General features: G+C 42.3%; 27 protein-coding genes. 16 read left to right on the top strand and 11 right to left on the bottom strand.

Annotated elements, in window-relative coordinates; all coding sequences use genetic code 11:
* Positions 1-27: 27 nt before the first annotated feature.
* Positions 28-450, bottom strand: a complete 423-nt coding sequence (aroQ, locus tag ACFQZI_RS09205; RefSeq protein ID WP_377141489.1) for a type II 3-dehydroquinate dehydratase — start codon at positions 448-450, stop codon at positions 28-30.
* Positions 451-490: 40 nt separating this feature from the next.
* Here aroQ and xerD point away from each other — a divergent pair, with 40 nt between their 5' ends.
* Together xerD and ACFQZI_RS09195 are read left to right on the top strand one after the other, a co-directional pair.
* Complete coding sequence (gene xerD / locus ACFQZI_RS09200; RefSeq protein ID WP_377141487.1) at positions 491-1,396, top strand: site-specific tyrosine recombinase XerD; 906 nt, start codon at positions 491-493, stop codon at positions 1,394-1,396.
* Positions 1,397-1,528: 132 nt separating this feature from the next.
* Positions 1,529-1,900, top strand: coding sequence for a hypothetical protein (locus ACFQZI_RS09195; RefSeq protein ID WP_377141485.1), 372 nt, complete (start codon positions 1,529-1,531; stop codon positions 1,898-1,900).
* Here ACFQZI_RS09195 and prmC read toward each other — a convergent pair whose 3' ends face one another.
* Complete coding sequence (gene prmC, locus ACFQZI_RS09190) at positions 1,901-2,764, bottom strand: peptide chain release factor N(5)-glutamine methyltransferase (protein WP_377141482.1); 864 nt, start codon at positions 2,762-2,764, stop codon at positions 1,901-1,903. It abuts the gene before it with no gap.
* Between the two features lie 33 nt (positions 2,765-2,797).
* Here prmC and ribD point away from each other — a divergent pair, with 33 nt between their 5' ends.
* The 5 genes from ribD (at position 2,798) to bioB (ending at position 7,821) form a co-directional block, all read left to right on the top strand.
* Positions 2,798-3,850 (top strand): bifunctional diaminohydroxyphosphoribosylaminopyrimidine deaminase/5-amino-6-(5-phosphoribosylamino)uracil reductase RibD, encoded by a 1,053-nt coding sequence (gene ribD / locus ACFQZI_RS09185; RefSeq protein WP_377141480.1) that lies wholly within the window; start codon positions 2,798-2,800, stop codon positions 3,848-3,850.
* A 12-nt stretch (positions 3,851-3,862) separates the two neighbouring features.
* Positions 3,863-4,726 carry an EamA family transporter gene (locus ACFQZI_RS09180; RefSeq protein ID WP_377141478.1) on the top strand — a complete coding sequence of 288 codons (864 nt, stop codon included), beginning with the start codon at positions 3,863-3,865 and terminating at the stop codon, positions 4,724-4,726.
* Positions 4,727-4,729: 3 nt separating this feature from the next.
* On the top strand, positions 4,730-5,344 hold the full coding sequence (locus ACFQZI_RS09175) for an IMPACT family protein (protein WP_377141475.1): 615 nt from the start codon (positions 4,730-4,732) through the stop codon (positions 5,342-5,344).
* Between the two features lie 81 nt (positions 5,345-5,425).
* Positions 5,426-6,775: a magnesium transporter gene (gene mgtE / locus ACFQZI_RS09170; RefSeq protein ID WP_377141472.1), complete on the top strand. Its 1,350-nt coding sequence runs from the start codon at positions 5,426-5,428 to the stop codon at positions 6,773-6,775.
* Between the two features lie 29 nt (positions 6,776-6,804).
* A complete protein-coding gene (gene bioB, locus ACFQZI_RS09165; RefSeq protein ID WP_377141469.1) occupies positions 6,805-7,821 on the top strand; it encodes a biotin synthase BioB in 1,017 nt (338 codons plus the stop codon).
* 73 nt (positions 7,822-7,894) lie between these two features.
* Here bioB and ACFQZI_RS09160 read toward each other — a convergent pair whose 3' ends face one another.
* Together ACFQZI_RS09160 and ACFQZI_RS09155 are read right to left on the bottom strand one after the other, a co-directional pair.
* Positions 7,895-8,173 (bottom strand): UBP-type zinc finger domain-containing protein, encoded by a 279-nt coding sequence (locus ACFQZI_RS09160; RefSeq protein WP_377141466.1) that lies wholly within the window; start codon positions 8,171-8,173, stop codon positions 7,895-7,897.
* Positions 8,174-8,215: 42 nt separating this feature from the next.
* Complete coding sequence (locus ACFQZI_RS09155) at positions 8,216-8,842, bottom strand: class I SAM-dependent methyltransferase (protein ID WP_377141463.1); 627 nt, start codon at positions 8,840-8,842, stop codon at positions 8,216-8,218.
* Between the two features lie 123 nt (positions 8,843-8,965).
* On the opposite strand from ACFQZI_RS09155, the gene ACFQZI_RS09150 reads away from it, so the two are divergent.
* The 4 genes from ACFQZI_RS09150 to ACFQZI_RS09135 all read left to right on the top strand — a co-directional run bounded on the left by ACFQZI_RS09150 (position 8,966) and on the right by ACFQZI_RS09135 (position 14,219).
* Complete coding sequence (locus ACFQZI_RS09150) at positions 8,966-10,222, top strand: putative DNA modification/repair radical SAM protein (RefSeq protein ID WP_377141460.1); 1,257 nt, start codon at positions 8,966-8,968, stop codon at positions 10,220-10,222.
* A gap of 2 nt (positions 10,223-10,224) precedes the next feature.
* Positions 10,225-10,983, top strand: a complete 759-nt coding sequence (locus ACFQZI_RS09145) for a TIGR03915 family putative DNA repair protein (protein WP_377141453.1) — start codon at positions 10,225-10,227, stop codon at positions 10,981-10,983.
* A 1,069-nt stretch (positions 10,984-12,052) separates the two neighbouring features.
* Complete coding sequence (gene arr, locus ACFQZI_RS09140) at positions 12,053-12,478, top strand: NAD(+)--rifampin ADP-ribosyltransferase (protein WP_377141451.1); 426 nt, start codon at positions 12,053-12,055, stop codon at positions 12,476-12,478.
* Between the two features lie 106 nt (positions 12,479-12,584).
* A complete protein-coding gene (locus ACFQZI_RS09135; protein ID WP_377141449.1) occupies positions 12,585-14,219 on the top strand; it encodes an ABC-F family ATP-binding cassette domain-containing protein in 1,635 nt (544 codons plus the stop codon).
* 45 nt (positions 14,220-14,264) lie between these two features.
* On the opposite strand, the gene ACFQZI_RS09130 is transcribed toward ACFQZI_RS09135, so the two are convergent.
* Positions 14,265-15,383, bottom strand: coding sequence for an FAD-dependent monooxygenase (locus ACFQZI_RS09130; RefSeq protein WP_377141447.1), 1,119 nt, complete (start codon positions 15,381-15,383; stop codon positions 14,265-14,267).
* A gap of 76 nt (positions 15,384-15,459) precedes the next feature.
* Positions 15,460-16,332 (bottom strand): AraC family transcriptional regulator, encoded by an 873-nt coding sequence (locus ACFQZI_RS09125; protein WP_377141444.1) that lies wholly within the window; start codon positions 16,330-16,332, stop codon positions 15,460-15,462.
* Between the two features lie 117 nt (positions 16,333-16,449).
* Here ACFQZI_RS09125 and ACFQZI_RS09120 point away from each other — a divergent pair, with 117 nt between their 5' ends.
* Complete coding sequence (locus tag ACFQZI_RS09120) at positions 16,450-17,799, top strand: PhoH family protein (RefSeq protein ID WP_377141441.1); 1,350 nt, start codon at positions 16,450-16,452, stop codon at positions 17,797-17,799.
* A gap of 109 nt (positions 17,800-17,908) precedes the next feature.
* On the opposite strand, the gene ACFQZI_RS09115 is transcribed toward ACFQZI_RS09120, so the two are convergent.
* Entirely contained in the window at positions 17,909-18,232 is a 324-nt protein-coding gene (locus ACFQZI_RS09115; RefSeq protein WP_377141438.1) for a hypothetical protein, read from the bottom strand.
* Positions 18,233-18,236: 4 nt separating this feature from the next.
* Positions 18,237-18,359, bottom strand: coding sequence for a hypothetical protein (locus tag ACFQZI_RS09110; protein ID WP_377141436.1), 123 nt, complete (start codon positions 18,357-18,359; stop codon positions 18,237-18,239).
* Between the two features lie 367 nt (positions 18,360-18,726).
* Here ACFQZI_RS09110 and ACFQZI_RS09105 point away from each other — a divergent pair, with 367 nt between their 5' ends.
* Positions 18,727-18,909: a hypothetical protein gene (locus tag ACFQZI_RS09105; RefSeq protein ID WP_377141433.1), complete on the top strand. Its 183-nt coding sequence runs from the start codon at positions 18,727-18,729 to the stop codon at positions 18,907-18,909.
* Positions 18,910-19,094: 185 nt separating this feature from the next.
* Here the strand turns inward: ACFQZI_RS09105 and proC are convergent, their stop codons facing one another.
* Together proC and argB are read right to left on the bottom strand one after the other, a co-directional pair.
* Positions 19,095-19,910 (bottom strand): pyrroline-5-carboxylate reductase, encoded by an 816-nt coding sequence (gene proC, locus ACFQZI_RS09100; RefSeq protein WP_377141431.1) that lies wholly within the window; start codon positions 19,908-19,910, stop codon positions 19,095-19,097.
* A gap of 1 nt (position 19,911) precedes the next feature.
* A complete protein-coding gene (argB, locus tag ACFQZI_RS09095; RefSeq protein ID WP_377141429.1) occupies positions 19,912-20,703 on the bottom strand; it encodes an acetylglutamate kinase in 792 nt (263 codons plus the stop codon).
* Positions 20,704-20,962: 259 nt separating this feature from the next.
* On the opposite strand from argB, the gene ACFQZI_RS09090 reads away from it, so the two are divergent.
* From ACFQZI_RS09090 to ACFQZI_RS09080, 3 genes are all read left to right on the top strand, one after another.
* Entirely contained in the window at positions 20,963-21,331 is a 369-nt protein-coding gene (locus ACFQZI_RS09090) for a BlaI/MecI/CopY family transcriptional regulator (protein ID WP_377141427.1), read from the top strand.
* Positions 21,328-23,016 (top strand): M56 family metallopeptidase, encoded by a 1,689-nt coding sequence (locus ACFQZI_RS09085; RefSeq protein ID WP_377141425.1) that lies wholly within the window; start codon positions 21,328-21,330, stop codon positions 23,014-23,016. Before ACFQZI_RS09090 ends, ACFQZI_RS09085 begins: the two co-directional genes overlap by 4 nt.
* Before the next feature lie 162 nt (positions 23,017-23,178).
* Complete coding sequence (locus ACFQZI_RS09080) at positions 23,179-24,429, top strand: cation:proton antiporter (RefSeq protein WP_377141423.1); 1,251 nt, start codon at positions 23,179-23,181, stop codon at positions 24,427-24,429.
* A 25-nt stretch (positions 24,430-24,454) separates the two neighbouring features.
* Here ACFQZI_RS09080 and ACFQZI_RS09075 read toward each other — a convergent pair whose 3' ends face one another.
* On the bottom strand, positions 24,455-25,405 hold the full coding sequence (locus ACFQZI_RS09075; RefSeq protein ID WP_377141421.1) for an acetylornithine carbamoyltransferase: 951 nt from the start codon (positions 25,403-25,405) through the stop codon (positions 24,455-24,457).
* Between the last annotated feature and the right edge of the window lie 49 nt (positions 25,406-25,454).

The following is a 25,454-nucleotide window of genomic DNA, read 5'->3' as shown; positions in this document are numbered from 1 at the left end:
TCAACTATACTTTGCAGTTACTAAAACTTAGTATTTAAGCAACAAACTCTCTATCGCGAGCCTATAAGAATGCATTCCAAAACCGGCAATAACACCTTTGCAGCTTGCTGCTAACATAGAGTGGTGCCTAAATTCTTCGCGCTTGTAAACGTTGGATATGTGCACTTCAATAGTAGGAGATTTGATGGCGGCAATAGCATCGGCAATAGCGACAGAAGTATGGGTGTAAGCACCGGCGTTAAGCACAATACCATCGCATGTAAAGCCAACTTCGTGCAGTTTATTTATAATTTCGCCTTCAACATTACTTTGGTAATAATTAATGGTGATGTTTGTAAAGTGGTTTTGCAATTCGGCAAGGTAGCTTTCAAAATCGCTGCTGCCGTATATAGATTTTTCGCGAACGCCAAGCAGATTTAAATTTGGCCCGTTTATAATTTGTATGTTCATTTGCTCAAACTTAGGTATAAAACATTAAAACTAAAATCAATTGGACTGGCCACGGGCAATTAAAGGATTTAAAACCTATCTTAAACTGGAGCGCTCGCTGGCGGCCAACTCTATTGAGGCCTACACCCGCGACCTGGAGAAGCTGTATCAATATGCCGAAAGCTTGCCTGCCCAACCAACGCCCATTAAATTTACCTTAACCGATCTGCGCAATTTCATCACCTGGGTAAACGAGTTAGGGATGATCCCGTCTACACAATCGCGCATCCTGTCGGGCATTAAAGCCTTCTACAAATATTTGCTGATGGAAGATCTGATTTCGGCCGACCCATCGGAGCTATTAGAAACGCCTAAAATAACGCGCAAGTTACCGGACACGTTAAGCATCCACGAGATCAATAAGATGATAGCTGCCATAGACCTCTCTAAACCTGAGGGTGGCCGTAACAAAGCTATGCTGGAAGTTATGTATGGCTGCGGGCTGCGCGTGTCTGAGTTAACGGAGTTGCGCCTGTCAAACCTCTACCTCGACCCGGAAATTGAATTTATAAAAGTAACAGGCAAAGGCAGCAAGGAACGCCTGGTGCCCATAGGTGGGGAAGCCATAAAGGCTTTAATGATCTGGATAGAGCAAATCCGCGTACACGTACCCATCCAAAAAGGAGAGGAGGACCTGGTTTTTCTCAATCGCAGGGGTAAGCGCCTAAGCCGCGTTTATGTTTTTATGCTGATAAAGCAGCTGGCCGAAATTACCGGTATTAAAAAAAGCATTAGTCCGCATACCTTTCGCCATTCTTTTGCAACACACCTGGTAGAAGGTGGCGCCGACCTGCGCGCCGTTCAGGAAATGCTGGGGCATGAGAGTATTACCACAACAGAAATTTATACCCACTTGGACAGAGAGTATCTGAAAAGTACAATCATCGAGTTTCATCCCAGGAATTAAAATATTCGCAATTGCACAACCTATGGTTTTATGTTTTATATAATAATTAAAACATTTACCGCCCTTTGTTATTATACAATCAAGTAATTTAAAATGATAAAATATTTAAAGGGATTAACGACTATAATTTGCTTGGTATTATTTGTTGCTTTAACCGGCTGTAAAAAAGATACTACAGGGGCAGACCCTGCCACTTATGATGTAACAAATAAAATTTTCAGGGTTCATTCTACTACAGATGCAAATACGCCCTTTAATGTTACTATAACTCAAAGCGCCACAAATAGCATAAGCAACGTAATAGCTGCCAAACAAAATAACGGAGGCGATTTTAATTATGGCTTTACGCCGCAAATAGGAAGTACTATAACTGTTAAAGTGCAGGCCAACAAAGCAATTAATTGTTATGTTTTTTATGCCGGGGCAAATTATGGCATAGTTAATATGACCAAAACGGCAGACGGAACGTTTGAGGGCGAAATGACTAAGTCAATTACGCAATAATTAAATAGATATAGCTTTCAGCATCCTATCTTTACCACTCATGTCCTTCCGTAATTCAACATTATTAAACAATTTGTCATCCAATAAATCAACCATTTCTTTACCAAAGCTTTCGTTGATCTCGAAGAATAACTGACCACCGGAGTTTAGGTGTTTATTCGCGAAATCGGCTATGGCTCTATAGAATATGAGCGGGTCATGCTCGGGTACAAACAAAGCGCTATGCGGCTCAAAACCGGTAACGTTTTGATGCATTTGGAGTTTGTCTTCTAAAGTAACATAGGGAGGGTTAGAAACTATTATATCGAACTTTTCAGTTGTTATTTTGGTCTTTAATATATCATCCTCAACAAATTCAACTTCCACATCGTTGATCACCGCGTTTTGCTTAGCCGTGTGTAACGCATCCAAAGAAATATCGATAGCTGTAACCAAAGCATGGGGCAAATTCTTCTTTAGACTGATAGCTATACAACCACTGCCAGTACCTATATCTAAAATAGAAAGGGGCTTTTGACTTTTAATCTTCGATTTTTGACTTTGTAAAATCCATTCTACCAACTCCTCGGTCTCCGGTCTGGGTATCAGTGTGGCGGGGTTCACTAAAAAGTTAAGTCCGTAAAATTCCGCGTTACCCAATATATATTGCACCGGTCTGCCGGTTTTAAGCTCTTCAAGTATGCTTTGGATCTTTTCGGCTGCTTGGCCCGTTATCTCTTCTTCGGGGAATGCTTTAAGTTTAGCACGGGATACACCTGTAATTTCTTCCAGTACCAATAGCGCGATCGATTGTGATTCACGACTATCGTACAACCCGTTTAAACCCTGCTGAAAGAAAAGGAATACATCCTTAATAGTTTTCATGCAACAAAGTAACATAAAACCTACTTTTGCACAATGGCATTACACGATATTTATATGCAGCGCTGCCTTGAACTGGCCGCATTGGGCGCGGGCAATGTTAGCCCTAACCCTATGGTTGGGGCGGTAATAGTGTGCGATGAAAAAATTATAGGCGAGGGGTACCACCAAAAATATGGTGAAGCTCATGCCGAAGTAAACGCCGTTAAAATGTTGACAGACAGGTACGATAACCATGCCGACCTGCTGCAAAGAGGTACTATTTACGTTTCATTAGAACCATGCGCGCATTATGGTAAAACACCGCCATGTGCCGACCTTATTATAAAGCACCGCATCCCGCGAGTTGTAGTTGGATGCCGCGACCCATTTGCGCAGGTAGATGGTAAGGGTATTGAAAAACTACAGGCTGCCGGTATTGAAGTATTAGTTGGCGTACTCGAAAAGGAATGCCAATGGCTAAACCGGCGCTTTTTTACCAAGGTGCAAAAGCAAAGGCCTTATGTTATATTAAAATGGGCGCAAACCGCTGATGGCTTTTTTGCCCCTGCAGATGGTAGCCAGCAATGGATAACCGGCCCCGAAAGCCGCAAACTCGTACACCAATGGCGGGCCCAGGAAGATGCAATATTGGTTGGAAAAAACACTGTGTTAGCAGATAACCCGCAGCTAAATGTGCGGTATGCCGAAGGCAGATCACCTAAGCGGGTAGTGATAGACAGGAGGCTGGAGTTAAATACCGAATTGAACGTGTTTGACCACTCGGTTGAAACATTGATATTTAACGAGGTTAAGTTTGATGTGATCGGCAAAAACAAGTATATAGCGCTTGAGGATTTTGAACGTTACGTGCCCGAATACATTACATTTCAGCTTTATCTTCAGGATATACAGTCGGTAATAATAGAGGGTGGGGCGCAAACATTAAACTCATTTATTAATGCCGGTTTGTGGGACGAAGCACGTATTTTTACCGGGGCACCTGTATGGTTAAAAGGCATTGAAGCACCTAAGGTACACGGGACTGTAGTTTCGGAACAGTTTGTGGGTGCTGATCAATTAACCATCATTACAAATACACCTACCTAATCTGTAAAAAACATGTTATACGTTTTTTTAAGTATTTGCTGCAGCGTAATTGTATCTATTATGCTAAAACTGGCCAAACGTTACCAGATAGACGTTTTTCAGGCCATTACATGGAACTACAGCATGGCTATATTGCTTACCTGGCTGTTTTTTAAACCCGGCGTTCCACCCCTGCAAAGTGCCCCTTTAGGAATTTACGTTGCTGTAGGTTTTTTACTGCCGGTGATTTTTATGGTGATGGCAGTATCAGTTAGGGTTGCAGGGATAGTACGTACAGATGTTGCGCAACGGTTGTCGTTATTTATCCCGTTGCTGGCATCGTTCCTACTGTTTGGCGATAAGCTTAATCTGTTAAAAATAGTGGGCCTGGTAATTGGTTTTGCTGCAATTTTGCTATCTATACCATGGCAAAAGAAAACGGCCAACCGCAAGGTGGTATCAAACGCTTGGATCTATTTACTCATCGTATTCTTCGGGATAGGCATCATAGATATACTATTTAAGCAGGTAGCAGCATTTACTGCGGTACCTTATACCAGTTCGCTTTTTGTAATCTATATCCTGTCGTTTGTTATTGCGCTTATCATACTTGGCATCAGGATATTTACTAAACAAACTAAATTTTCGTGGCCGCATATTGGCTTTGGCTGGTTGTTGGGCGTGGCCAATTTTGGAAATATCCTGTTCTACTTAAAAGCGCACAAAGCTTTATCGGGCACACCATCAACCGTATTTTCGGCCATGAATATCGGTGTTATTGCATTGGGTACCCTTGTAGGCCTGGTAGTGTTTAACGAGCGGCTCAGCATACTTAATAAAATAGGAGTAGGCCTGGCAGTTGTAGCTATTGTGGTGATAACCCTCTCAAATAAATAACAAGTGCTGTTCGACGATACCTACAAAACCATTAGCGCGCCTACAGAAAACATCTTCCGCGACCGCGGGAGCAAGTTCCTGGCATATGCCTACCCGGTTACATCCGATAATGACATTAAACCCTTGCTTGCAAAACTAAAGGCAGAACATCCTAAAGCAAACCACCATTGCTGGGCTATAAGGCTGGGTATTGACCGTTCGGTATTCCGTGTGAATGACGACGGCGAACCTTCGGGCACCGCTGGCAGGCCTATTTTAAATACCCTGCTATCCCGAAATATCACTAACGTATTGGTGGTAGTGGTGCGTTATTTTGGCGGTACATTATTAGGGGTGCCTGGCCTTATAAATGCCTACAAAACCGCTACCGAAATGGCGCTGGATGTGGCTGAAGTTATTGAGAAAACGGTTAATGACATTTACACCACTACATTCGATTATGTGCAGATGAATGATGTTATGCGCATTATAAAAGACGAGCAACTACACATATTAGAGCAGGTATCAGAACTAAACTGCCAGATAAAAATCTCCATCCGCAAAACCCAGGTAGAACAGGTAATGAGCAAGTTGAATAAAGTAAGCGGAGTAAAGGTGGTTTATAATTATAGCGGATAGCTAAATTTAACCCCCGCCGATAACACAAATCCTGTAACACCGCGTACGCCTTCTCAGTAAAATTGCTTATTTTGCCTGCATATGCAATCTTTTGAAATAGATAAAACTGACCTGCTCCGCGTTAAGACCGCTCTTGAAGGCGACGATGCTGAATTACAGGACGTTCTGAAAGAGTACCACTCTTCGGAGATTGCTATCCTGTTCGAAAAACTTCCACAAGAAGCTAAAGAACGCATCATTAACCTTCTCTCCACCGAGATAGCTACCGAAGTTATCTCTGAAATGGATGAAGAGGCCCACCCGGAAGAGCTTTTGATAGGCCTGCACCCCGAAAGGCGTACCGAGATTGTGGAGGAGATGGATTATGACGTTGCTACGGACATTATCTCCCAGCTCGATGAGGAAGACCAGCAGGAAATTTTAGAGGACCTTGACCATGAAGATGCCACCAGTATCCGCGCCCTGTTAAATTACGACGAGGATACTGCCGGTGGTTTAATGAATTCGCAGGTTATTTGTGTAAACATTAACCTGGATAAAAAAGAAGCACTGGACGAGATCATCCGCCAAAGCGAAGAGATGGAGGAGTTTTATACCATTTACGTGGTTGATGACGCCAAAATTTTACAAGGCATTGTGTCTATAAAAGACATTATAAAAGCCCGCGGCGAGGCCAAAGTGCGTGGCCTGGTACAAACCGACTATGTTTACGTAAAAGCCGATCTTGACCAGGAAGAAGTTGCTAAACTTATATCGCAATATAACCTAACAACCATACCCGTGGTTGACGACAATATGAAGCTGTTGGGCCGCATTACGGTGGATGACATCATCGACGTTATGGAGGCCGAAAACACCGAGGATATTTTAAAGATCTCGGGTGTATCTGAAGACGAGGAACTAAGCGGTAACTGGCAGGACGCGGTGAAAAGCCGTTTACCCTGGTTAATAGTCAATCTGGGTACAGCTTTTTTGGCTGCATCGGTCATCAGGCATTTCAGCGATGTGGAAGAGCAGCTTCCCATTATAGTCGCCTATATGAGCATCATTAGCGGTATGGGGGGTAACGCGGCAACGCAGGCCCTTGCGGTTACCGTTAGGCGTATCTCGTTAAGTGACCTTACCGACAGGCAAACCTATACCACTGTTATTAAAGAAGTTTCAGTAGGGATGATAAACGGCGGTGCAAACGGGTTAATCGTATTGCTATTCGCGATATTTTACGATAAAAACCCCATGCTGGGCCTGGTGCTGTTCCTGGCCATGACAGGTAATTTACTGATAGCCGGGCTAACGGGTGCCGGTATCCCACTGATTTTGAAAAGGGTAGGGATAGACCCTGCTGTGGCATCATCTATCATTATCACTACGTTTACAGACTGTATTGGATTTTTGCTGCCTTTGTGGCTTGCAAGCCAACTTTTATTATAATTTTGAATTTTCAAAAAACGCATATTAATATGACCGAAGTTAGATACGACTGGACACAGGAAGAAATCTCAAAAATATACCATTCACCACTGCTTGACCTGATCTTTCGCGCGGCAACTATACACCGCGAAAATAAAGATTATGCAGAAGTACAAATAAGTTCGTTAATTTCTATTAAGACCGGCGGCTGCCCCGAAGACTGCGCTTATTGCCCGCAGGCAGCCCGTTATAATACAGGTGTTGATGTACACGCCATTATGCCTAAAGAAGAAGTTATTGCCGTAGCGCAACGCGCTAAAAATGGCGGCGCTTCCCGTTTATGTATGGGCGCTGCATGGCGCGAAGTACGCGACAACCGCGACTTTGATAAAGTGATAGACATGGTAAAAGCCGTAAATGACTTAGATATGGAAGTTTGCTGCACGTTAGGCATGCTTACCGAAAGCCAGGCGCAACGCTTAGCTGATGCCGGCCTTTACGCTTATAACCATAATTTAGATACATCGGAAGATGATTACAAACGCATCATCACCACCCGTACATATGACGACCGTTTACAAACCTTAGACCACGTACGTAAGGCTAAAATATCTGTTTGCAGCGGCGGCATCATAGGCCTTGGCGAAACCGCTCAAGACAGGATCTCGATGCTGAAAACACTATCTAACATGCCTAAACACCCCGAGTCTGTTCCAATTAATGCTTTAGTACCGGTACAGGGAACGCCTTTGGCCGAGCAGCCACGTGTATCTGTTTGGGATATGGTAAGGATGATAGCTACCACTCGTATCATTATGCCTAAAACTGTTGTAAGGCTTTCAGCAGGCCGCACTGAAATGAGCACCGTAGAGCAAGCTATGTGCTTTATGGCAGGCGCTAACTCCATCTTTGCAGGCGAAAAATTATTGACCACACCAAATCCTTCATTTGATGAGGATATGGCCATGTTCCAGCTTTTAGGTTTAACACCGCGTAAAGCGTTTAAGAACGGTCGGCCAAATGTTTCCAAAGAAATTAAGGAAATGAGCATTAATGAGGTGATCTAATTAATCGACTCATATAAATATTAAACGCCCCTATCATGATGATAAGGGCGTTTTTTGTAATAAGATTGATAGATCAATATTCTACAAATTGCTCATCGGGGTAGCACCAAAGCCAGCGTTCGCCGGGTTGTGCCGATGCTATAACGGGGTGGTGTTCGGCATGGTAATGTTTGGTCATGTGCTTTTGGTCGCTTTGGTCGCAACATAGGGTAACGCCACATGTTTGGCAGGTGCGGAGGTGAAACCATTCTGTGCCTTGTTTTATACATTCTTCGCAAACATGATTGTCGCTTAGCTTAACTTCTTTTATGGCTTTCAGGTGCTGGCAAAAGCTTGGATCTATTTCTGGCATAAGTTTGTTCGATTGATATACTAAGATAATAAAGCAGGCTAATTAATTACCGCCCTTTCTGCAATTTATTAAATAGAATGGATATGCTTCATCTATTTCGGTGATCTCAAACAACCCGGCATGGGCAAATTCTTCGGTTACAGATGCTTTATCATAAAAAAACATTTTAACCCCTTCAAATATTTCATAACGGTTAGGGCTAATGTATTTGCCTTTGCCATAAGTGGAGGCCTGCGTTGTAATGGCGACAAAAACCATATAACCGTTATCAGATAACTGTGCATAACAATCGCGGATAAGCTTAGCTCTGTCATCATCATCCAGTAAGTGGATCAAAGCATAACAGAATATTCCGTCATACAGGCAATTGTCAAATGGCATATCGGTTACAGAACCATGGTAAATGTCCATATCTTCACCATAGTGTTTTCGGGCTAACGCGATAGCTGTTTCCGAGATCTCTATACCTGTTACCTTCATTCCGCTTTTTCTGAATATCTCCGCATTGCGCCCATAACCAACGCCGGGTATAAGTACATTTTTTACTGAATGCCGCAAAAAAAGATCCTTTGTTAGCACTGCGGACTTAGCGGGTTCGAACCCCCACATTTCCTTATTTTTAATAAAGCTTAATTCCCAAAATTCGGGCTTAGATGTACTACCTTTCATAAATTTTAATAGCAACAAAGTTGCAATTAAACAGATTTAATTGCAAATGTATTCCTAAATCATCTGAACTATATTTTTGCTAATCAATATAAATGCTAATAATATTAGTATTTTTGAAATGATATGAATGTAGACAGGATTACAGATAAGTTGAACATATTAGCCGATGCAGCCAAATACGATGTATCGTGCGCCAGCAGTGGCAGTAAGCGCAAAAACGAAAATAAAGGCTTAGGCAACGCCAGTAACGGCATTTGTCATTCCTATACCGAAGATGGGCGATGTGTATCTTTATTAAAAATATTATTAACCAACCATTGTATTTTCGACTGTGCCTATTGCGTATCGCGCAAAAGTAATGATATTCAGCGGGCTGCCTTTACGGTACAAGAGGTGGTTGATCTAACGATCAATTTCTACCGCCGTAATTACATAGAAGGTTTATTCCTCAGCTCGGGCATTTTTAAAGATGCAGATTATACCATGGAACGCCTGGTACGTATCGCTAAAAAGCTCCGTACCGAGGAGAATTTTAACGGCTATATCCACCTAAAATCCATCCCCGGCGCCAGCGATGAATTGATGAATGAGGCCGGATTATATGCCGACCGCCTAAGCGTTAATTTGGAAATGCCAACCGAAGCAGGGTTAAAACTTTTAGCGCCCGATAAGAATCAGGCCGATATGATAAAGCCTATGGGGTATTTAAAAAACGCCATCATTCAACGTACCGAAGAAAAAAAGCTATTTAAAAAAGCACCCATATTTGCACCCGCCGGGCAAAGTACGCAGGTTATTATTGGAGCCACGCCAGAGAACGATAGCGAGGTATTGCGCTCTGCGAATTACTTTTATAAAACTTTCAATCTTAAACGGGTTTACTATTCAGGTTATGTGCCGGTACTGGCCGATAGCCGGCTGCCTGCTTTAAATACCAGCGTACCCATGGTGCGCGAGAACCGCCTTTACCAAGCCGACTGGCTCATGCGTTTTTATGGCTTTAAAGTAAATGAGATAGTTAACGACAGCCAGCCACATCTCGACCTGGATATCGACCCCAAATTGGGCTGGGCTATCCGTAATATGCAAGCTTTCCCGGTAAATATTAATAAAGCCGACTTGCAAATGATCTTGCGCGTGCCGGGCATAGGCTTGTTATCGGCACAAAAAATTGTTAGCGCGCGTAAGTTTGGAAAACTCAGTTGGGATCATCTCAAAAAAATGGGAGTGGCCTTAAACCGCGCCAAATATTTTATCACTTGTAACAGCAATGAGTTCGAACGCCGCGACCTTACGGGCAGCAACATTAAACAATTTATTTTGGCTACATCGCAAAGCAAGTTCTTGAAAAATACGCAGGTACAACTTAACCTCTTTTAATAATGACCACTTTAATTTACGATGGCACCTTTGAGGGGTTACTTACAGCCGTATTTGAAGTGTACGACCGCAAGCTGGATAAAGTAAATTTGCAAAAATCTTGTTTGGATAGCAGCGCAATGTTTGAAGATAAGTTGCAAGTAATCACCAACGAAGAGCGGGCCAAAAGGGTATTGAAGGGTTTGGGGACAAAGATCTCGGCGATGGGGGTGCAGCGCTTGTATGCCGCGCATTTGGCTGAGATGGTTGGAGAAGATAACACATTACTTGGTTATATACGGTATGCTTTTGATGCCGGGCAAAATATTGAGGAAGATTACGGAAACAAATTTGTGCTGCGCATATCAGAAATGGTGCGGATGGTAAGGCGCGAAAAGCATAGGATGGAGGCTTTCGTCCGTTTCCAGAAACTAAAGGACGGTATATTTTACGCGGCTATAGAACCTGATTTCAATGTTTTGCCGTTACTCATCCGCCATTTTAAAAGCCGATATGCCGACCAGAAATGGATCATATATGACCTGCGTCGGAAATATGGCCTTTACTACGACCTGCACGACACCCAATATATCTCGCTCGATTTTGCAAACGTAGGTAAGCCCGATGATGTAATAGATGCTTTTACAGATGATGAAGGCATTTATCAGCACCTTTGGCAAAATTATTTTAAAAGTGTAAATATCCCCTCGCGCAAAAATACTAAGCTGCATGTGCGCCACATCCCTAAAAGATACTGGAAGCATTTAACTGAAAAAATTTGACTTTAATAGATTTTACGCTTTTTAGATCTGTATAGTTGGCAAATTTAGGGACCGGCTGTGGATAAAGGGTGATGTTTATAAACTTGCTCCGGACATCACAAATCACTATTAAACACCATTAACCTATGTGGATAAGCCTCCATTTAATGTTAATTACGTGTTAAAAAGAAAAATGAAAAAACACTTGACATGTATTGATTTAAGTCCCTATATTGTAAATATCAAGAACGACGTACTTTGACAGCCTTACAGGAATACAGAAACTTAATCGGGTGAACCTCAGGGCGAACTAAAGATAAGGGAAGTGCCTGAATCATGTGGAGGGAATAGGATACGAAAGTAAATTACCCCGAAAATGATTAATAAGGTATTACAGGTTTTGCGAAAGCCTATGGGCAGCAGCAAACAAAGTAATGGCCTTTGAAGGAATTGGCGTTAGCGTAACAAAGAAACATCGGCATTCAAACGAATAAAGAAGTAGCAGCGTTTACACAGATAACGAAGGAGTCGACTTCCCCTCGGGAGAAGTGACAAGATCAGCATCGGTATACGAGATGACCCATCTGCACTCGAAAGAGGAACGAAGGACACATACGGAACAGAGCTGGAGGAGTTACCATCCGCAAGGAGACAGACGAGATCAGCATCAGTGTTAATAGTTCAAACATCGGCATTCTAAAAGAATAAAGAGACATCAGCGTTCGCATTTAACAAAGATGAGAGCAGGTCGGTTAATTTTACACAAAACTTGATGCTTCATGATGGCTATGGTCATTCATGAGGGCAGGAAAAACGGAAGTCATTTCGCAAGAAGAGGCTTCCGTTTTCCATTTTAAAGGCAGGCCGGTTCCAGTCGGGGCGAATTAATTAAGCCGCTATTTTAAACATCCACCCCAGAATTAATACAAAGATATAGGGCTCGTGCCAAGTCTTCCAGGTTGGTTAAATGCTTGATCTGTTGTAAGAATAACGCCTCTACAATTACCTTATTGCGCCCTAAAAAATATAGTTACGAAATAGATACTAAGACCTTTGAATCTTATATTTTTGATTGTAAAACCAACAATATATGTGCATTACAACTGAAAATAACGACCAAAATACACCTCTATTTTACCATGGCACAAAAGCCGATCTATCCCCGGGCGACTTAATTGTTCCGGGGTTTAATTCCAACTATGGCAAGCAAAACAAGGCCAAATACGTTTACTTTACCGCAACTTTGGATGCTGCAATTTGGGGCGCAGAACTTGCTTTAGGCGACAGCCCCGGCAGAATTTATGTTGTAACACCAACCGGACCTTTTGAAGACGACCCTAACTTAACAGACAAAAAGTTCCCAGGTAACCCAACAAAATCTTATCGCACGGCGCAGGCACTGCTTGTGACTGGTGAAATTACCGAATGGGAGGGACATACGGCAGAGCAACTAAAACATATGCACGACAACCTTAAAAGGCTAAAGGAGCTTGGTATAGAAGCGATTGAAGATTAATTTTTGCTACTTTATTGCCATACAGCAGCAATAATCATTAAAGGCGTTTTTCGGTATATGTACCAAATTCCACTATCTTTGCCGCTCAATTTAATATTCTCATTTCGTGATCAATGTAAATAATATCTCCGTTTCGTTTGGAGGAACCGTTTTATTTAGTGATGTAACTTTCTCTATTAACGAAAACGACAAAATAGCCCTGATGGGTAAAAATGGTGCAGGTAAATCTACCATCCTAAAAATTATCGCTAATGCTATAAAGCCAACATCGGGCAATGTAACCGGCCCTAAAGACGCGGTAATTGCTTATTTGCCGCAACATTTGCTAACGCAAGATAATGTTACTGTTTTTGAAGAGACCATGAAAGCTTTTGCAGAGGCCAACCAAATGCAAAAGGAGTTGGAGGAGGTGAACGAGCAGCTTAATACCCGTACGGATTACGACAGCGACGATTACATGAAGCTGATAGAGCGGGTTTCTGAACTTAGCGAACGGTTTTATTCGTTAGAGGAAGTCAATTACGATGCGGAGGTAGAAAAAGTATTAAAGGGGCTGGGGTTTGAACGTAAAGATTTTAACCGCCAAACATCTGAATTCTCGGGCGGGTGGCGTATGCGGATCGAACTCGCTAAGATCTTATTAAAAAAGCCCGATTTGATCTTACTGGATGAGCCTACTAACCACATGGATATTGAGAGTATACAATGGTTAGAGGACTTTTTGATCAATTCGGCAAAGGCGGTAATGGTCATATCGCACGACCGCACCTTTGTAGATAATATCACCAACCGTACTATTGAGGTTACAATGGGCCGCATATATGATTATAAGGCTAAATACACCCATTACCTGCAGTTACGGGCCGACCGCCGGTTACATCAATTAAAAGCTTACGAAGAACAACAGCGCTTTATTGCCGATAACCAGGAATTTATAGATCGTTTTAGAGGCACATACTCCAAAACGCTGCAGGTGCAATCGCGCGTAAAAATGCTCGAAAAACTCGAAGTTATTGAGATAGATGAAGTGGATACCTCGGCATTACGCCTAAAGTTCCCGCCGTCGCCACGGTCGGGCCAATACCCTGTAATTGTAGAAGACCTTACCAAGGGATACGGCGATCATGTGGTGTTTGAGAAGGCATCCATGGTAATTGAGCGTGGCGAAAAGGTTGCCTTTGTAGGTAAAAACGGCGAAGGTAAGTCTACCATGATCAAGGCTATTATGGGCGAGATTGATTTTGAAGGAAGTTTAAAGGTGGGGCACAACGCCAAGATTGGCTATTTTGCCCAAAACCAGGCGGCGCTGTTAGATGAAAGCTTAACAGTATTTGAAACCATTGACCAGATCCCGCTAAGCGATAACACCATCAAAATAAAAGACCTTTTAGGGGCATTTATGTTTAGCGGCGACGATACTACCAAAAAAGTTAAGGTACTATCCGGTGGTGAAAAAACCCGTTTAGCTATGATAAAGCTGCTGCTGGAGCCTGTAAATGTGTTAATACTGGATGAGCCAACCAACCATTTGGATATGAAGACCAAAGACATTATAAAAGATGCGCTTAGGGATTTTGATGGTACATTGATACTGGTATCTCACGACCGCGACTTTTTAGATGGCCTGGTGAAAAAGGTATTTGAATTTGGTAAGAAACGCGTGAGAGAGCACTTTGAGGATATTAAAGGCTTCCTGGCATACAAAAAGATGGATAGCTTAAAAGAGATAGAACAGGGTTAACTGACCCTGTTCTATCTCTTGGGTAAATTAGTTGGATATTAAATACTAAAAGCCCTTTTCATTTCGCTCACGGATGGCTTCTTCGGTTCTGGGGACGAAATTCTCTTTTACATTTAATTCGGCTATTGCCTGCACTTCTTCTACAAACGGGCGCAATGCTTTATCATAATCGGCAAAGGCCGGTTCAAGATCGCCGTTATGCTTCACTAACGCATCTGCCAATGCTGCCGCGCCCGCTACAGACAAAGATGCGCCCTTACCTGCCGCGGGCGACGCACAATAACCGGAGTCGCCTACCAGCGCCACCCTGCCTTTTGTCCAGGCCGGCATTTTTATCTGGCAAAACTTATCAAAATAAAAATCGGGCAAGTTTTGCACCTCTTCCAAAAGTTCGGCCGCCCGCCAGCTTTGCCCGGTAAATTGATCTGTTATTATTTGTCGTTGCTGCTGTATATTACGATAATCGTAGGGTATCTGTTCATCTGCATAAAAGCAAAAAATAATATCTGTTTTATTTTTGTAGGCATTAAGCATAACTGCCTTATCGGGCACATTATACATTTGCATTGTTTTTTGTTTAACCAGCAATTTGTTAACTATTGTGATGGAAAAGTATGCCTTCAGGAAATGTTCATAATCTTTCTCGGGGCCAAACCAAAGTTTGCGTATGCCGGAATGTGAACCATCGCAGCCCAGTACCAGGTCAAATGATCTTTCGGTACCGTTTTTAAATGTGGCTATTACCCCATCCTGGGATTCACTTAACGCGGTTACCCTGTCGTTAAAAATAAATTCAACATCATCTTTTAGCTTCTCGTGTAAAATGCCAATAAACTTATCCCGCTCAATCTCTATCTCATCGTCGGGTAGTTGTGTTATGTCGGTTGGCATTGGCATCGAGCCTACGGTAACATCACCCGCATCTTTAAATTCAATCAGTTCTACATTTAGCCGTTCGGCTTTTAACTGTTCAAAAATACCCATGCGTTTGGTGGCTTCTAATGCGGGGCCTTCTATATTTACAGCTCCGCCTGCAACCCGTGGCTCATTGGCGAGTTCAACAACGGTTACGTGGTAGCCTATATCGTTCATCCACCAGGCTGCCGAAAACCCTGCTATGCTGGCGCCCGAAATAAGCACCGTTTTATTTTTAATTGCTTCCATTCTTCGTAATTATTAATAATGCAAAGAAAGGCCGCGTAAGTGTGGCAAAGAATAGTAATAAGGTGTAAGTATTGGACTAACCGAGGTTTTTGTTTCGAAATGCCAGGGCAGACATTCCCGTCATTTTGGTGAACATCCGCGAAAAATAGGGGTAATCATCATAACCCAATGCAGCGGCAATTTCTTTAACCGAGCTTTTGGAGTGATAAAGTAAACGCTTTGCCTCTAAAATAACACGTTGTTGAATGTGATATGATACGGAATATCCGGTAGTGCTTTTAACACATTCGTTAAGGTAGGGTATAGATATATTTAGCATCTCCGCGTACTCGGCCGGGCGTTTAAGGTTGGTGTAGTTTTGTTCCAATAGCTCTCTAAACGATTTGTTGATCACATCAAACCGCGTAAGTTTATCAGCAGGCTTGGCTGCCTTTAAATATTGCGAAATAACTAAAGCTACCAGCGCGTTGCAGCAATCTTTCAATAATAAACGATGTAACCTGTCGGGTTTTTGCCCCGTGAGTTTAATGCAGATGTCAGCAGCTTCATCTATCATATTAAAGGTTTCATCTGTTAGCACCAAAGGCTTTGCGGGTGTTATACTTTCCAGCAATTTCAGGTATTCGGGATTCAGGTTTTCGTTGGTGATGGCCCAACTGCTCACAACCATATCCGCTGAGGCCACAGCATGGTGGACCTGGTCGGGATGAATGTAAATTACCGACCCGGGCGTTATTACATATTGTTCAAAGTCGATAATAATATTTACGGTACCGTTCTTAAGTAAGAAGAACGAATGGGAATCGTGGCGGTGTACCGAAGCCGCATGATCTAAAGCGCCAGCTCCCAATTCCCCAAGGTCGCTCATCGAAAATTTTTCGATAGCGATACCTGTGCCGAACTCAGTCGCCATGGCGTTTACCGGTATAGATCGCTGTTTACGGGGCATTGCTTTATCAGACAACAAAGCAAAGATAAATTTTGGATATGCGCATACCTTTCCCAACAATTACAACATTTTCAACATCTGCTGCAAGTCACCAATCAAAATGCCTATTTTGCCTAAATGAAGGAATCTACAGGAAAAACAGACGGAAAGAAAAAGATATTTGTGCTGGATACCTCGGTCATTCTTTATGACCATAATGCCTTTGAGAACTTCCAGGAACATGATGTGGCCATACCTATACAGGTATTAGAAGAGCTTGATAATAAGAAGAGTGGTAACGATACCCGCAACTTTGAGGCCCGCAGCTTTATAAGATTAATGGACGATATGTCTAAAAGCCGACTTATTAACCAGTGGGTTCCGCTGAACGGCAAAAATAAGGGTTGTTTTAAAGTTATAATGGATGCCAAGAACAGCAGTGCCGACGCGGAAGTTGTTTTTGGGTCGGATAAGATAGACCACCGCATCCTGAACGCAGCACTTGGCGTACAGTTCGAAAACCCGGACAGGAAGGTAATACTGGTATCTAAAGATATATGTCTTCGCCTCAAAGCCAAGTCGCTTAATTTATACGCCGAAGATTACGAAACCGGCAAAGTAAAAAATCTGGAAGAGCTTTATAGCGGCAAAACCACGCTGAACAAGATCACCGAGAAAATTTTAGGTAAACTCAACAAAAACGACAGCCTGCCTATAGATGGCCTGGCTATTGACCATAATAACGGTAACCAGTTTTATATTTTAAATAGCAAGAACGGGGAGGCTTCAGGCTTTTATAATTCTCAAAGCGGAATGTTAGAAAAGGTGACCGAGCAGCCGGTTTTAAACATTTATCCCCGTAATGCCGAACAGGCTTACGCCATACATGCCCTTTTACATCCCGATATTAAACTGGTAACCATACAAGGCAACGCCGGTACAGGTAAAACCCTGCTGGCCTTAGCAAGCGCGCTGGAACAGCGTAAGCACTACCGCCAAATCTTCGTAACGCGCCCTATTGTACCACTAAGCAATAAAGATATTGGCTTTTTACCCGGTGATGTAAAATCGAAGATCGACCCCTATATGGCCCCCATATGGGATAACCTTAAGTTTATTAAAGACCAATTTGCTGAGGACGAAAAAATGCAGGCTAAGCTTGACGAGTTAGTAGCTAATGATAAGATCTCTATCACCCCGCTGGCATTTATAAGGGGGCGCACGCTAAGCAAGATCTTCTTTATAGTAGACGAGGCCCAAAACTTAACCCCGCACGAAGTTAAAACCATTATATCCCGCGCAGGCGAAAACAGCAAGTTTGTATTTACCGGCGATATTTACCAGATCGATACACCATATTTGGACGCCGAAAGTAACGGCCTGTCGTACCTGATAGATAAAGCAAAAGGCCACCCGCTTTACGCGCATATCACCTTGCAAAAAGGCGAAAGGAGCGAACTGGCTAATTTAGCTACGGAGCGGTTGTAAAAAAGCCCAGTTCATCCTGAACTTGTTTCAGGATCTTTTGGGCTAAGTATTGCAACAGCCTTAAACTATATTAGTGAGATGCCGAAATAAATTCGGCATGACGCATGTTCTACGTCCTTGGCCTCTTAGGGTTAAACGCTACAAGGTAATCCAGCTCATCGGCTATTATACTGTTTTTATCAATATGGCTGTCATCGCGCGTGTAGGTTTGCTTAAGCCCGGCTTTCACAAGGTTTAAAACCTGCAAAAGTATTTCGGGTCCCATTTTAGCTGCATTTGTAGGGAAGTAGCTACGTTGAATCTTAATCCTGTCGGCATTTGAAGCCATGCTAAATTCCCAGCTATCATCAGCTTTGAAACCATGTTCTTTCGAAAGGTTATTAAGCTCGTATAGATACATTTTTGTTTGTGTCTCGATGCTTTGTTCGCTCATTTAATTATTTTTTACCCAGATCGGACGATGCCGAACCTTTACCTGATTGATATGCCGATTGCTTTTTGTTAACGTTTACGGCAGGCTGCTTTTTAGTTTCCTTAACCGTCTTTCTGTCTTTACTCATTGTGTAAAATTTAATTGTTAATAATATAATAATGGGCATGTGCCCGTAAATGAAGCTACAATATTGGCAATGCCTTTATTATTTGATTTTGCAAGAAGGGATTTCTTAAAGCTACCCTTTATTTGTTGAATATCAGCAGGTTTTATATTTTAAATGAATTGCCACTTAAATTAGCCTAACCGTACCAAAGTATTACCGCTTGATTTACAGGACGATAACTGTTTAAACAAAGCTTAAAAGATTTTATTTAAAGGAAACACCAATTATTATGCCTATATTGTACACTTACAAAGCATCCGCTTTTAAAGCGGATGCTTTTTTTATTCACTAACCCCGATAATTTATGGCTAAATCCCAGGCAACATTCATGAAAAAACAGCTCGAAAAAAACAGGGCAAAAAAGAAGGAAGATAAAGCACAACGCAAACAAGAACGCCAGGAAAACTCAAGCGGCGGCGGCTTAGACGGCATGATGGCTTACGTTAATGAATTTGGCGAGATCGTATCAACCCCACCAGAGAAAAAAAACAACAGCAACGACGAGGACTAACCTCACGCTTTCGTATGCACACCTTGCAGATGGCATTGCCCTAATACCCCCTAAAGGGCAGCGCCTTTCTCTTAAGCGCAGGCTAAATCAAAGGGCTATACAACTCAAAAGCGCTTATAAAAATCAACCAAACGCCGTGTAACATAGAGTATTATATGATATGCTGCTTTAAGTTTGGTTAACAATTATTCGCTTTTATAAAGCGCCCCGGCTTTCTCGGCAGACGTTTTTATACCTTTTATCATGGCCGAACTAAAACCATTGTGCTCCATCTCATTAAGGCCGGCTATTGTACAGCCTTTGGGTGAGGTTACTTTATCAATTTCCTGTTCGGGGTGTGATGCCAGCTGTAAAAGCAGGTCCGCAGCGCCTTTGGCGGTTTGCGCGGCCATTTTAAGCGCGTCATGCGCGTGGAAACCAATTTCGGTGCCGCCTTGTGATGCCGCCCGGATAGAACGCAGGAAAAAGGCTATGCCACAGGCACAAAGCGCCGTAGCCGATGTCATCAGTTCTTCGTTTATCTGGATGCTTACGCCAACAGTGTCAAATAACGAAAGCACAAGGCTTACGTTAGCCGCCGATGCATTATCGGTGGCAATACACGTCATGCTGTGGCCTATGGCAATGGCGGTGTTAGGCATAGCGCGGATAACCTGCACATCAAGCCCCAATTGGTTACGGATATCCTGGCAACTAACGCCCGAAACTACTGATATCAGGAGGTGTTTAGTTTGATTTGCGGCAGGCTTTATCTCGTCTAATAACTTGTTCAACTGTTGCGGAAGAATGGCTAACACCACAATATCAGCCTTGCTTACCGCTTCGGCATTGTTAGCGGTAACGTTATAGCCTTCATCTGCCAGTGCAGATAGCGCCGCCACTTTACGGCGGGTAAGAGTAATTTGCTGAGGGGTAAAAATACCTGCTTTTACAAGCCCTTTAGCTAATGCCAGGCCTATGTTACCGCTGCCTAATATGGCTATATGTTGTTGTGTTTCCATTTTAATTACTTAAACGTGTGCCAAAACCTTCTTTTTTTCTTAACCGGCCAAGATCATCTGAATTACCGATGATAACCGCTTTAACCCCGCATGAAATGGCCGTAAAGGCGTTATCCAGCTTGGGGAGCATACCGCTGTGTATGATCTGCTCTTGCTTTAATTGCTCGTACCTTTCGAGGTTTATTTCCCTTATCAGCGAATCCTCATTATTAATATCCTGTAATACACCTTTTTTCTCGAAGCAATAGATCAGCGTGGTATCATACAATCCGGATAGTGCTACCGCCAATGCCGATGCAATAGTATCGGCATTTGTATTTAAAAGCTGGCCTTCGCCATCGTGCGTTAAGGCGCAAAAAACAGGGGTGAAGCCACTATTCAAAAGCTTACTTATATTATCCGGGTTAATAGAGCCTTCGAACAGGTCGCCTGCAAAACCGTAATCTATCGTTTTTACCGGGCGTTTTTTGGCGCGTATAAAATCGCCATCGGCACCGGTTAGCCCTATGGCATTGTTGCCATAGCGCTGTAGTTGAGATACAATGTTCTTATTAATGAGCCCACCGTAGACCATGGTAACAACGCGTAGGGTATCAATATCAGTTATCCTGCGGCCATCTACCAGTTTGGCCTCTATGCCCATACTCTCTGAAATAGTAGTGGCAACCTTGCCGCCGCCATGCACCAGTATTTTATACCCCTCAAGCGCGGTAAAATCTTTCAGGAAACGATGCAGGTTCTCTGAGTTATCAATAACGTTACCGCCAATTTTTATGATGTGGAGGGCTTGCATAGTATATTATATATATGTTCGATGGCAATAATAGGCATTTTTTAGGGTAAGAGGATTTATTTTAACTACAAAGGAGATAGATTGTCACAAAGGTTGTGAAAGAAAGAAATCAATCGACAATTAGAATCATAGCAACCGTTGCGTTACATTTTAAATTTATATCTTTAATAATCAACTTTTTATAAAATAAAACTGACAAAATAGTTATATAACTTATAATTTAGTTGTATAACTGAATTTTAAGTTATACATTTGGTTTATGGAAGAGTTGACAAAAGCAGAAGAGCGGGTAATGCAGGTATTATGGAACCTTAAAAAGGGGTTTGTAAAAGATATTATTGAAGCTTTGCCTGATAACCCTAAGCCACCTTACAATACGATATCATCGGTAATAAGGCTGCTGGAGAAAAAGGGATATGTAGATTATAAAGCCTACGGCAAAACCTATGAATATTTCCCTGCCATTAGCAAAGCCGAATATCGAAAGGCATCATTCAAAAAAATGTTTACCGGATACTTCGATAATTCGGTAGATAGCCTTTTATCTTTTATGGTAAAAGAGCAAAAATTAGGAGAAGATGATATTAAAAAGATCCAGGAAATGATCAATAAAAATTCAGGCAAATGAAAACGATAACTTATCTGCTGCAGGTATCGGCATGCACCGGTATCTTTTACGGGTTTTACTTTCTGTTGCTGCGCAGGCTAACGTTCTTCACTTTAAATCGGTGGTATCTGCTTGCTACCTTGCTGTTAAGCTTTATAATACCGGCCATTAATATTAGTATCGATACTGTAAGGCCACCAACTATTATTCAGCCGGTAATGTATTTAAACCAAATACAGGTAATAGATGAGCCGGTAAAAGACATGCCAGAGGTAACAACGCAACCGGTAGTTGAAAAGGCTTATGATTGGGTAACACCAGTTAAAGTAGTTTACATGATGATGATGGCTATATCGGTATTGCACTTAGCCTTTACATTACTTGTGTTTTATTGCAGGAGCAGGGCTGGGCGGCTGATGCAGATAGGTAACGTTAAAGTATTAAGGGGGAATGGTAAACAGGGGAATAGTTCGTTCCTGAATGTGATTTTTGTTAATGATGATGGACTGGAACCTGATGAAATTAAACAAATTATAGCGCATGAAATGCTACACGTACAGCTTCTGCATTCTGCCGACAGGATAATTGCGCGCTTGGTACAAATAGTGCTTTGGTTTAACCCATTTACTTACTGCTATATCCGCTCGATAGAAGAGAACCATGAGTTTGAGGTAGATCGTATTATAGCTTGTAATGCCAATAAAAGCATATATGCTCAACTGCTTTTTAAATTATCAATATCAGGCCAAAGCTACCTGATGCACAGCTTTAGCAAAGTGCCACTTAAAAGCCGTATAGCCATGTTATTTAACAAACCCACCTCAAATATGAAAAAAATAATTTACGCGCTTGTGCTACCGGTAGTAGCAATAAGCTGCCTGGCTTTCTCCAATTTAGAAACAAAAAGTTTGGGTAAAGCCCCATCTCTTAAAGTGTTACTAAAGGCACCTATTGAGGATACGACAATAAGATACCGTCAAAAAGTAAAACAAACGCCGGCACAAAAGATAGCCAACGATAAATCAAAAGCTGAGTATGAGGCTTACCGACAAACTGACGAATTTAAACAAAAAATGGCTGATGCAGAAAGGGCAACAGGAAAAACGCTAACGTATAAAGTAATTAGTTATCAAAGCCTTGACTTTGCCAAATATGTTAAAGAGGGTTTTGTTGTAGCAAATAATAATAGCGAATTTATTATATCAACAGGTTACGGACAGAGCAAGCAGTTAAAAGAAATACTTAAACCTGGCAATGAAATAGAAATGAAGGTATTAGGTGCAGCTTTGTGGGGAAAAGGCACGCCTGTTTTAATTGAGCCTGCGGTAATTTCACGCGATGGTATAGAAATATATCGTGCCGCAGAGGCGGCGCCATTACCTAAAACAGCATTTTTATACGAAGCAAACCGTGTACGTTATACTGATGGACAAGTAACAAATATCAAAAAATACCCTAACGGTAAATGGAAAAGTGCATTAATAGAAGTTGTGAATGGTTATAAAATCAAATTCAATATTAAACCCAATGCACCAGACTTTAAAAATTTGGAATGGGGAGATCATGTTCGGTTCCGCTTTGTGCACGAATTTAAAACCGGCGCTAAAGAATACACTGTTAACGATTGGGTATCATTAAGTAATGATATTAAAGATTACGGCACTAAAAACCCGGATTTCTTTTTTAAATTCTACGAAAAAATGTAGTAACACAATAGGTAACGAAGGGCGTAAAGGTGTAAACCTTTGCGCCCTTTTCTGTTTAAGTGCTTTGGGAAACATTAATTGTTAAAACACATAATTGGTTTACGATGTTAGTACCGTAATGCACTTTATAACAGGGATACATTAAATATTTTAGCCGACTATATGCACTTGTTTTTGATCATAGCGCTGCTGGTAATTGTTAGCGCTATTTATTCGTATATTAACGCACGTTGGCTTAAGCTGCCCGGTACAATCGGTATTATGTCGCTGGCTATCCTGGGTTCTATTATAACTATTGTTGTTGATAAAGTAGACCCAAGGAGCGCTAAGTATCTAACGCTTTTGGCTACCAATATCAATTTTTCAACTACCGTACTCAATATTATGCTGGGGTTTTTGCTATTTGCAAGCGCATTTAACCTTAACACCAAGCGGTTGAAAAAGGAGATGCGCCCGGTGTTTGTATTAAGCACCATAGGGGTAATTATTTCCACCGCTATATTTGGCTCGCTGCTTTACTGGATCACAGGGCTGCTGGATATAAAGATGCCATACATTTATTGCCTGTTATTTGGCGCGCTGGTTTCGCCAACCGATCCGGTGGCTGTTGGTGCCATCATCACCAAATCAAAACTGCCAAACAACCTCGAAACCATCATTTCAGGAGAATCTTTATTTAACGATGGTATAGGGCTTGTATTATTTATCAGTTTACTTGAAATAACGCAATCTGGTGTAGATAAAATAGATTTTTCGAAAGCTGTAATGCTATTTGCACAGGAGGTATTTGGCGGTATAGCGTTAGGAGCGGTAACGGGTTTTTTAGCACACCGGTTAATGAAATCAATAAATGATTTTCAAACTATTGTGCTGGTATCATTTGCGTTGGTTATGGTTAACTCGCTTGTCGCAACGTACCTGCACCTTTCTATCCCCCTTGCTGTTGTAACAGCCGGATTATTTGCAGGGGGGCGTTCTATAAATGTTGATAATAACGACCACTCGCATCAGGCCCTTGAGAAATTCTGGACGCTGATAGATGAGATCTTGAATACCATGTTATTTGTGATGATTGGCCTGCAGATGATCAATTTCCCTTTTTTACAGCATTACTGGTTATCTGGCGCTATAGGTATTATTGTTATACTGGCAGCGCGCTGGTGCAGTATTATGCTGCCGCTTACGTTTTTGCGGCGAAGCCTGAATGTTAATTACGGCAGTATTAACATACTTACCTGGGCCGGTTTGCGCGGAGGGATTTCTATTGCTCTTGCATTATCGCTTCCTGCCTCAAATCACCGGCATTTTATCCTCGCAGGCACTTATTTTATTGTCATCTTTTCGATAATAGTACAGGGCCTTACACTTAACAAAGTTATTAATGCTATTTATAAGGATCATGCTAAGGATTAGCATGAGTATAAAGAGAACTCACAAATTACAACGCTTCCAGCATTTGTTTTAAAACAGCCTGAGCGGCCCAAACACGATTGCCCGCTTCATGAATCACTACAGATCTTGGCCCGTCCAGTATCTCTGATGATAGTTCCAGGTCGCGGCGTACGGGCAGGCAATGCATTACTTTGGCACTTGGCGCTACCGCATCCAGTTTGGCGTTGGTTAGCATCCAATCTTCGTTACCGCCTGTTACAGCGCCATAAGGCTCAAAAGCCGACCAGTTTTTTACGTAAATAAAGTCAGCATCTTTAATAGCTTCATCCTGATCGTGGGTGATGGTTGCGCCGTTTGTAAAATCTGGTGAAAGCTCGTACCCGGCCGGGTGCGCTATAGTAAAATCTACATCAGCCTTGCACATCCATTCGGCAAAAGAGTTAGGCACAGCCTGCGGCAGGGCCTTTATGTGCGGCGCCCAGGTTAGTACTACTTTAGGGCGCGCTGTAGTTTTAAGCTCTTCAATGGTTACCAAGTCGGCAAGGCTTTGCAAAGGATGGCGTGTAGCCGACTCGAGACTAACTACAGGAACCTTACAAAATTCTACAAATTTGTTGAAAATGGTTTCGCTGTAATCTTCTTCGCGGTCTTTTAATCCCGGGAATGAGCGTACGCCGATAATGTCCGAGTATTCACCCATAACACCTGCTGCCTCGCGGATGTGCTCCACCGTGGTGCCATTCATGATCACGTTATCGCGCAGCTCAAGCGCCCATCCTTCTTTGTCGATATTGAGTACGATCACATTCATACCTAAATTCATCGCGGCCTTTTGAGTGCTCATACGGGTCCGCAGGCTCGGGTTCAAAAAAACAAGGCTCAGGGTTTTATTTTTACCCAAATGCTGGTGCGCGTATGGGTTTTGTTTTAATTGCAATGCTTCGGCAACCAGCGCCTTAACATCTTTAACATCATTTACCGAAGAGAATAGTTTCATTGTAACCTGTTTAGCCTCACCCTAAATCCCTCTCCAAAGGAGAGGGACT

This window comes from Mucilaginibacter lutimaris, assembly GCF_042676625.1.
Classification (GTDB): domain Bacteria; phylum Bacteroidota; class Bacteroidia; order Sphingobacteriales; family Sphingobacteriaceae; genus Mucilaginibacter; species Mucilaginibacter lutimaris.
Note: the sequence above shows the minus strand (reverse complement) of the source record. Positions and strands in the feature narration are given on the sequence as shown.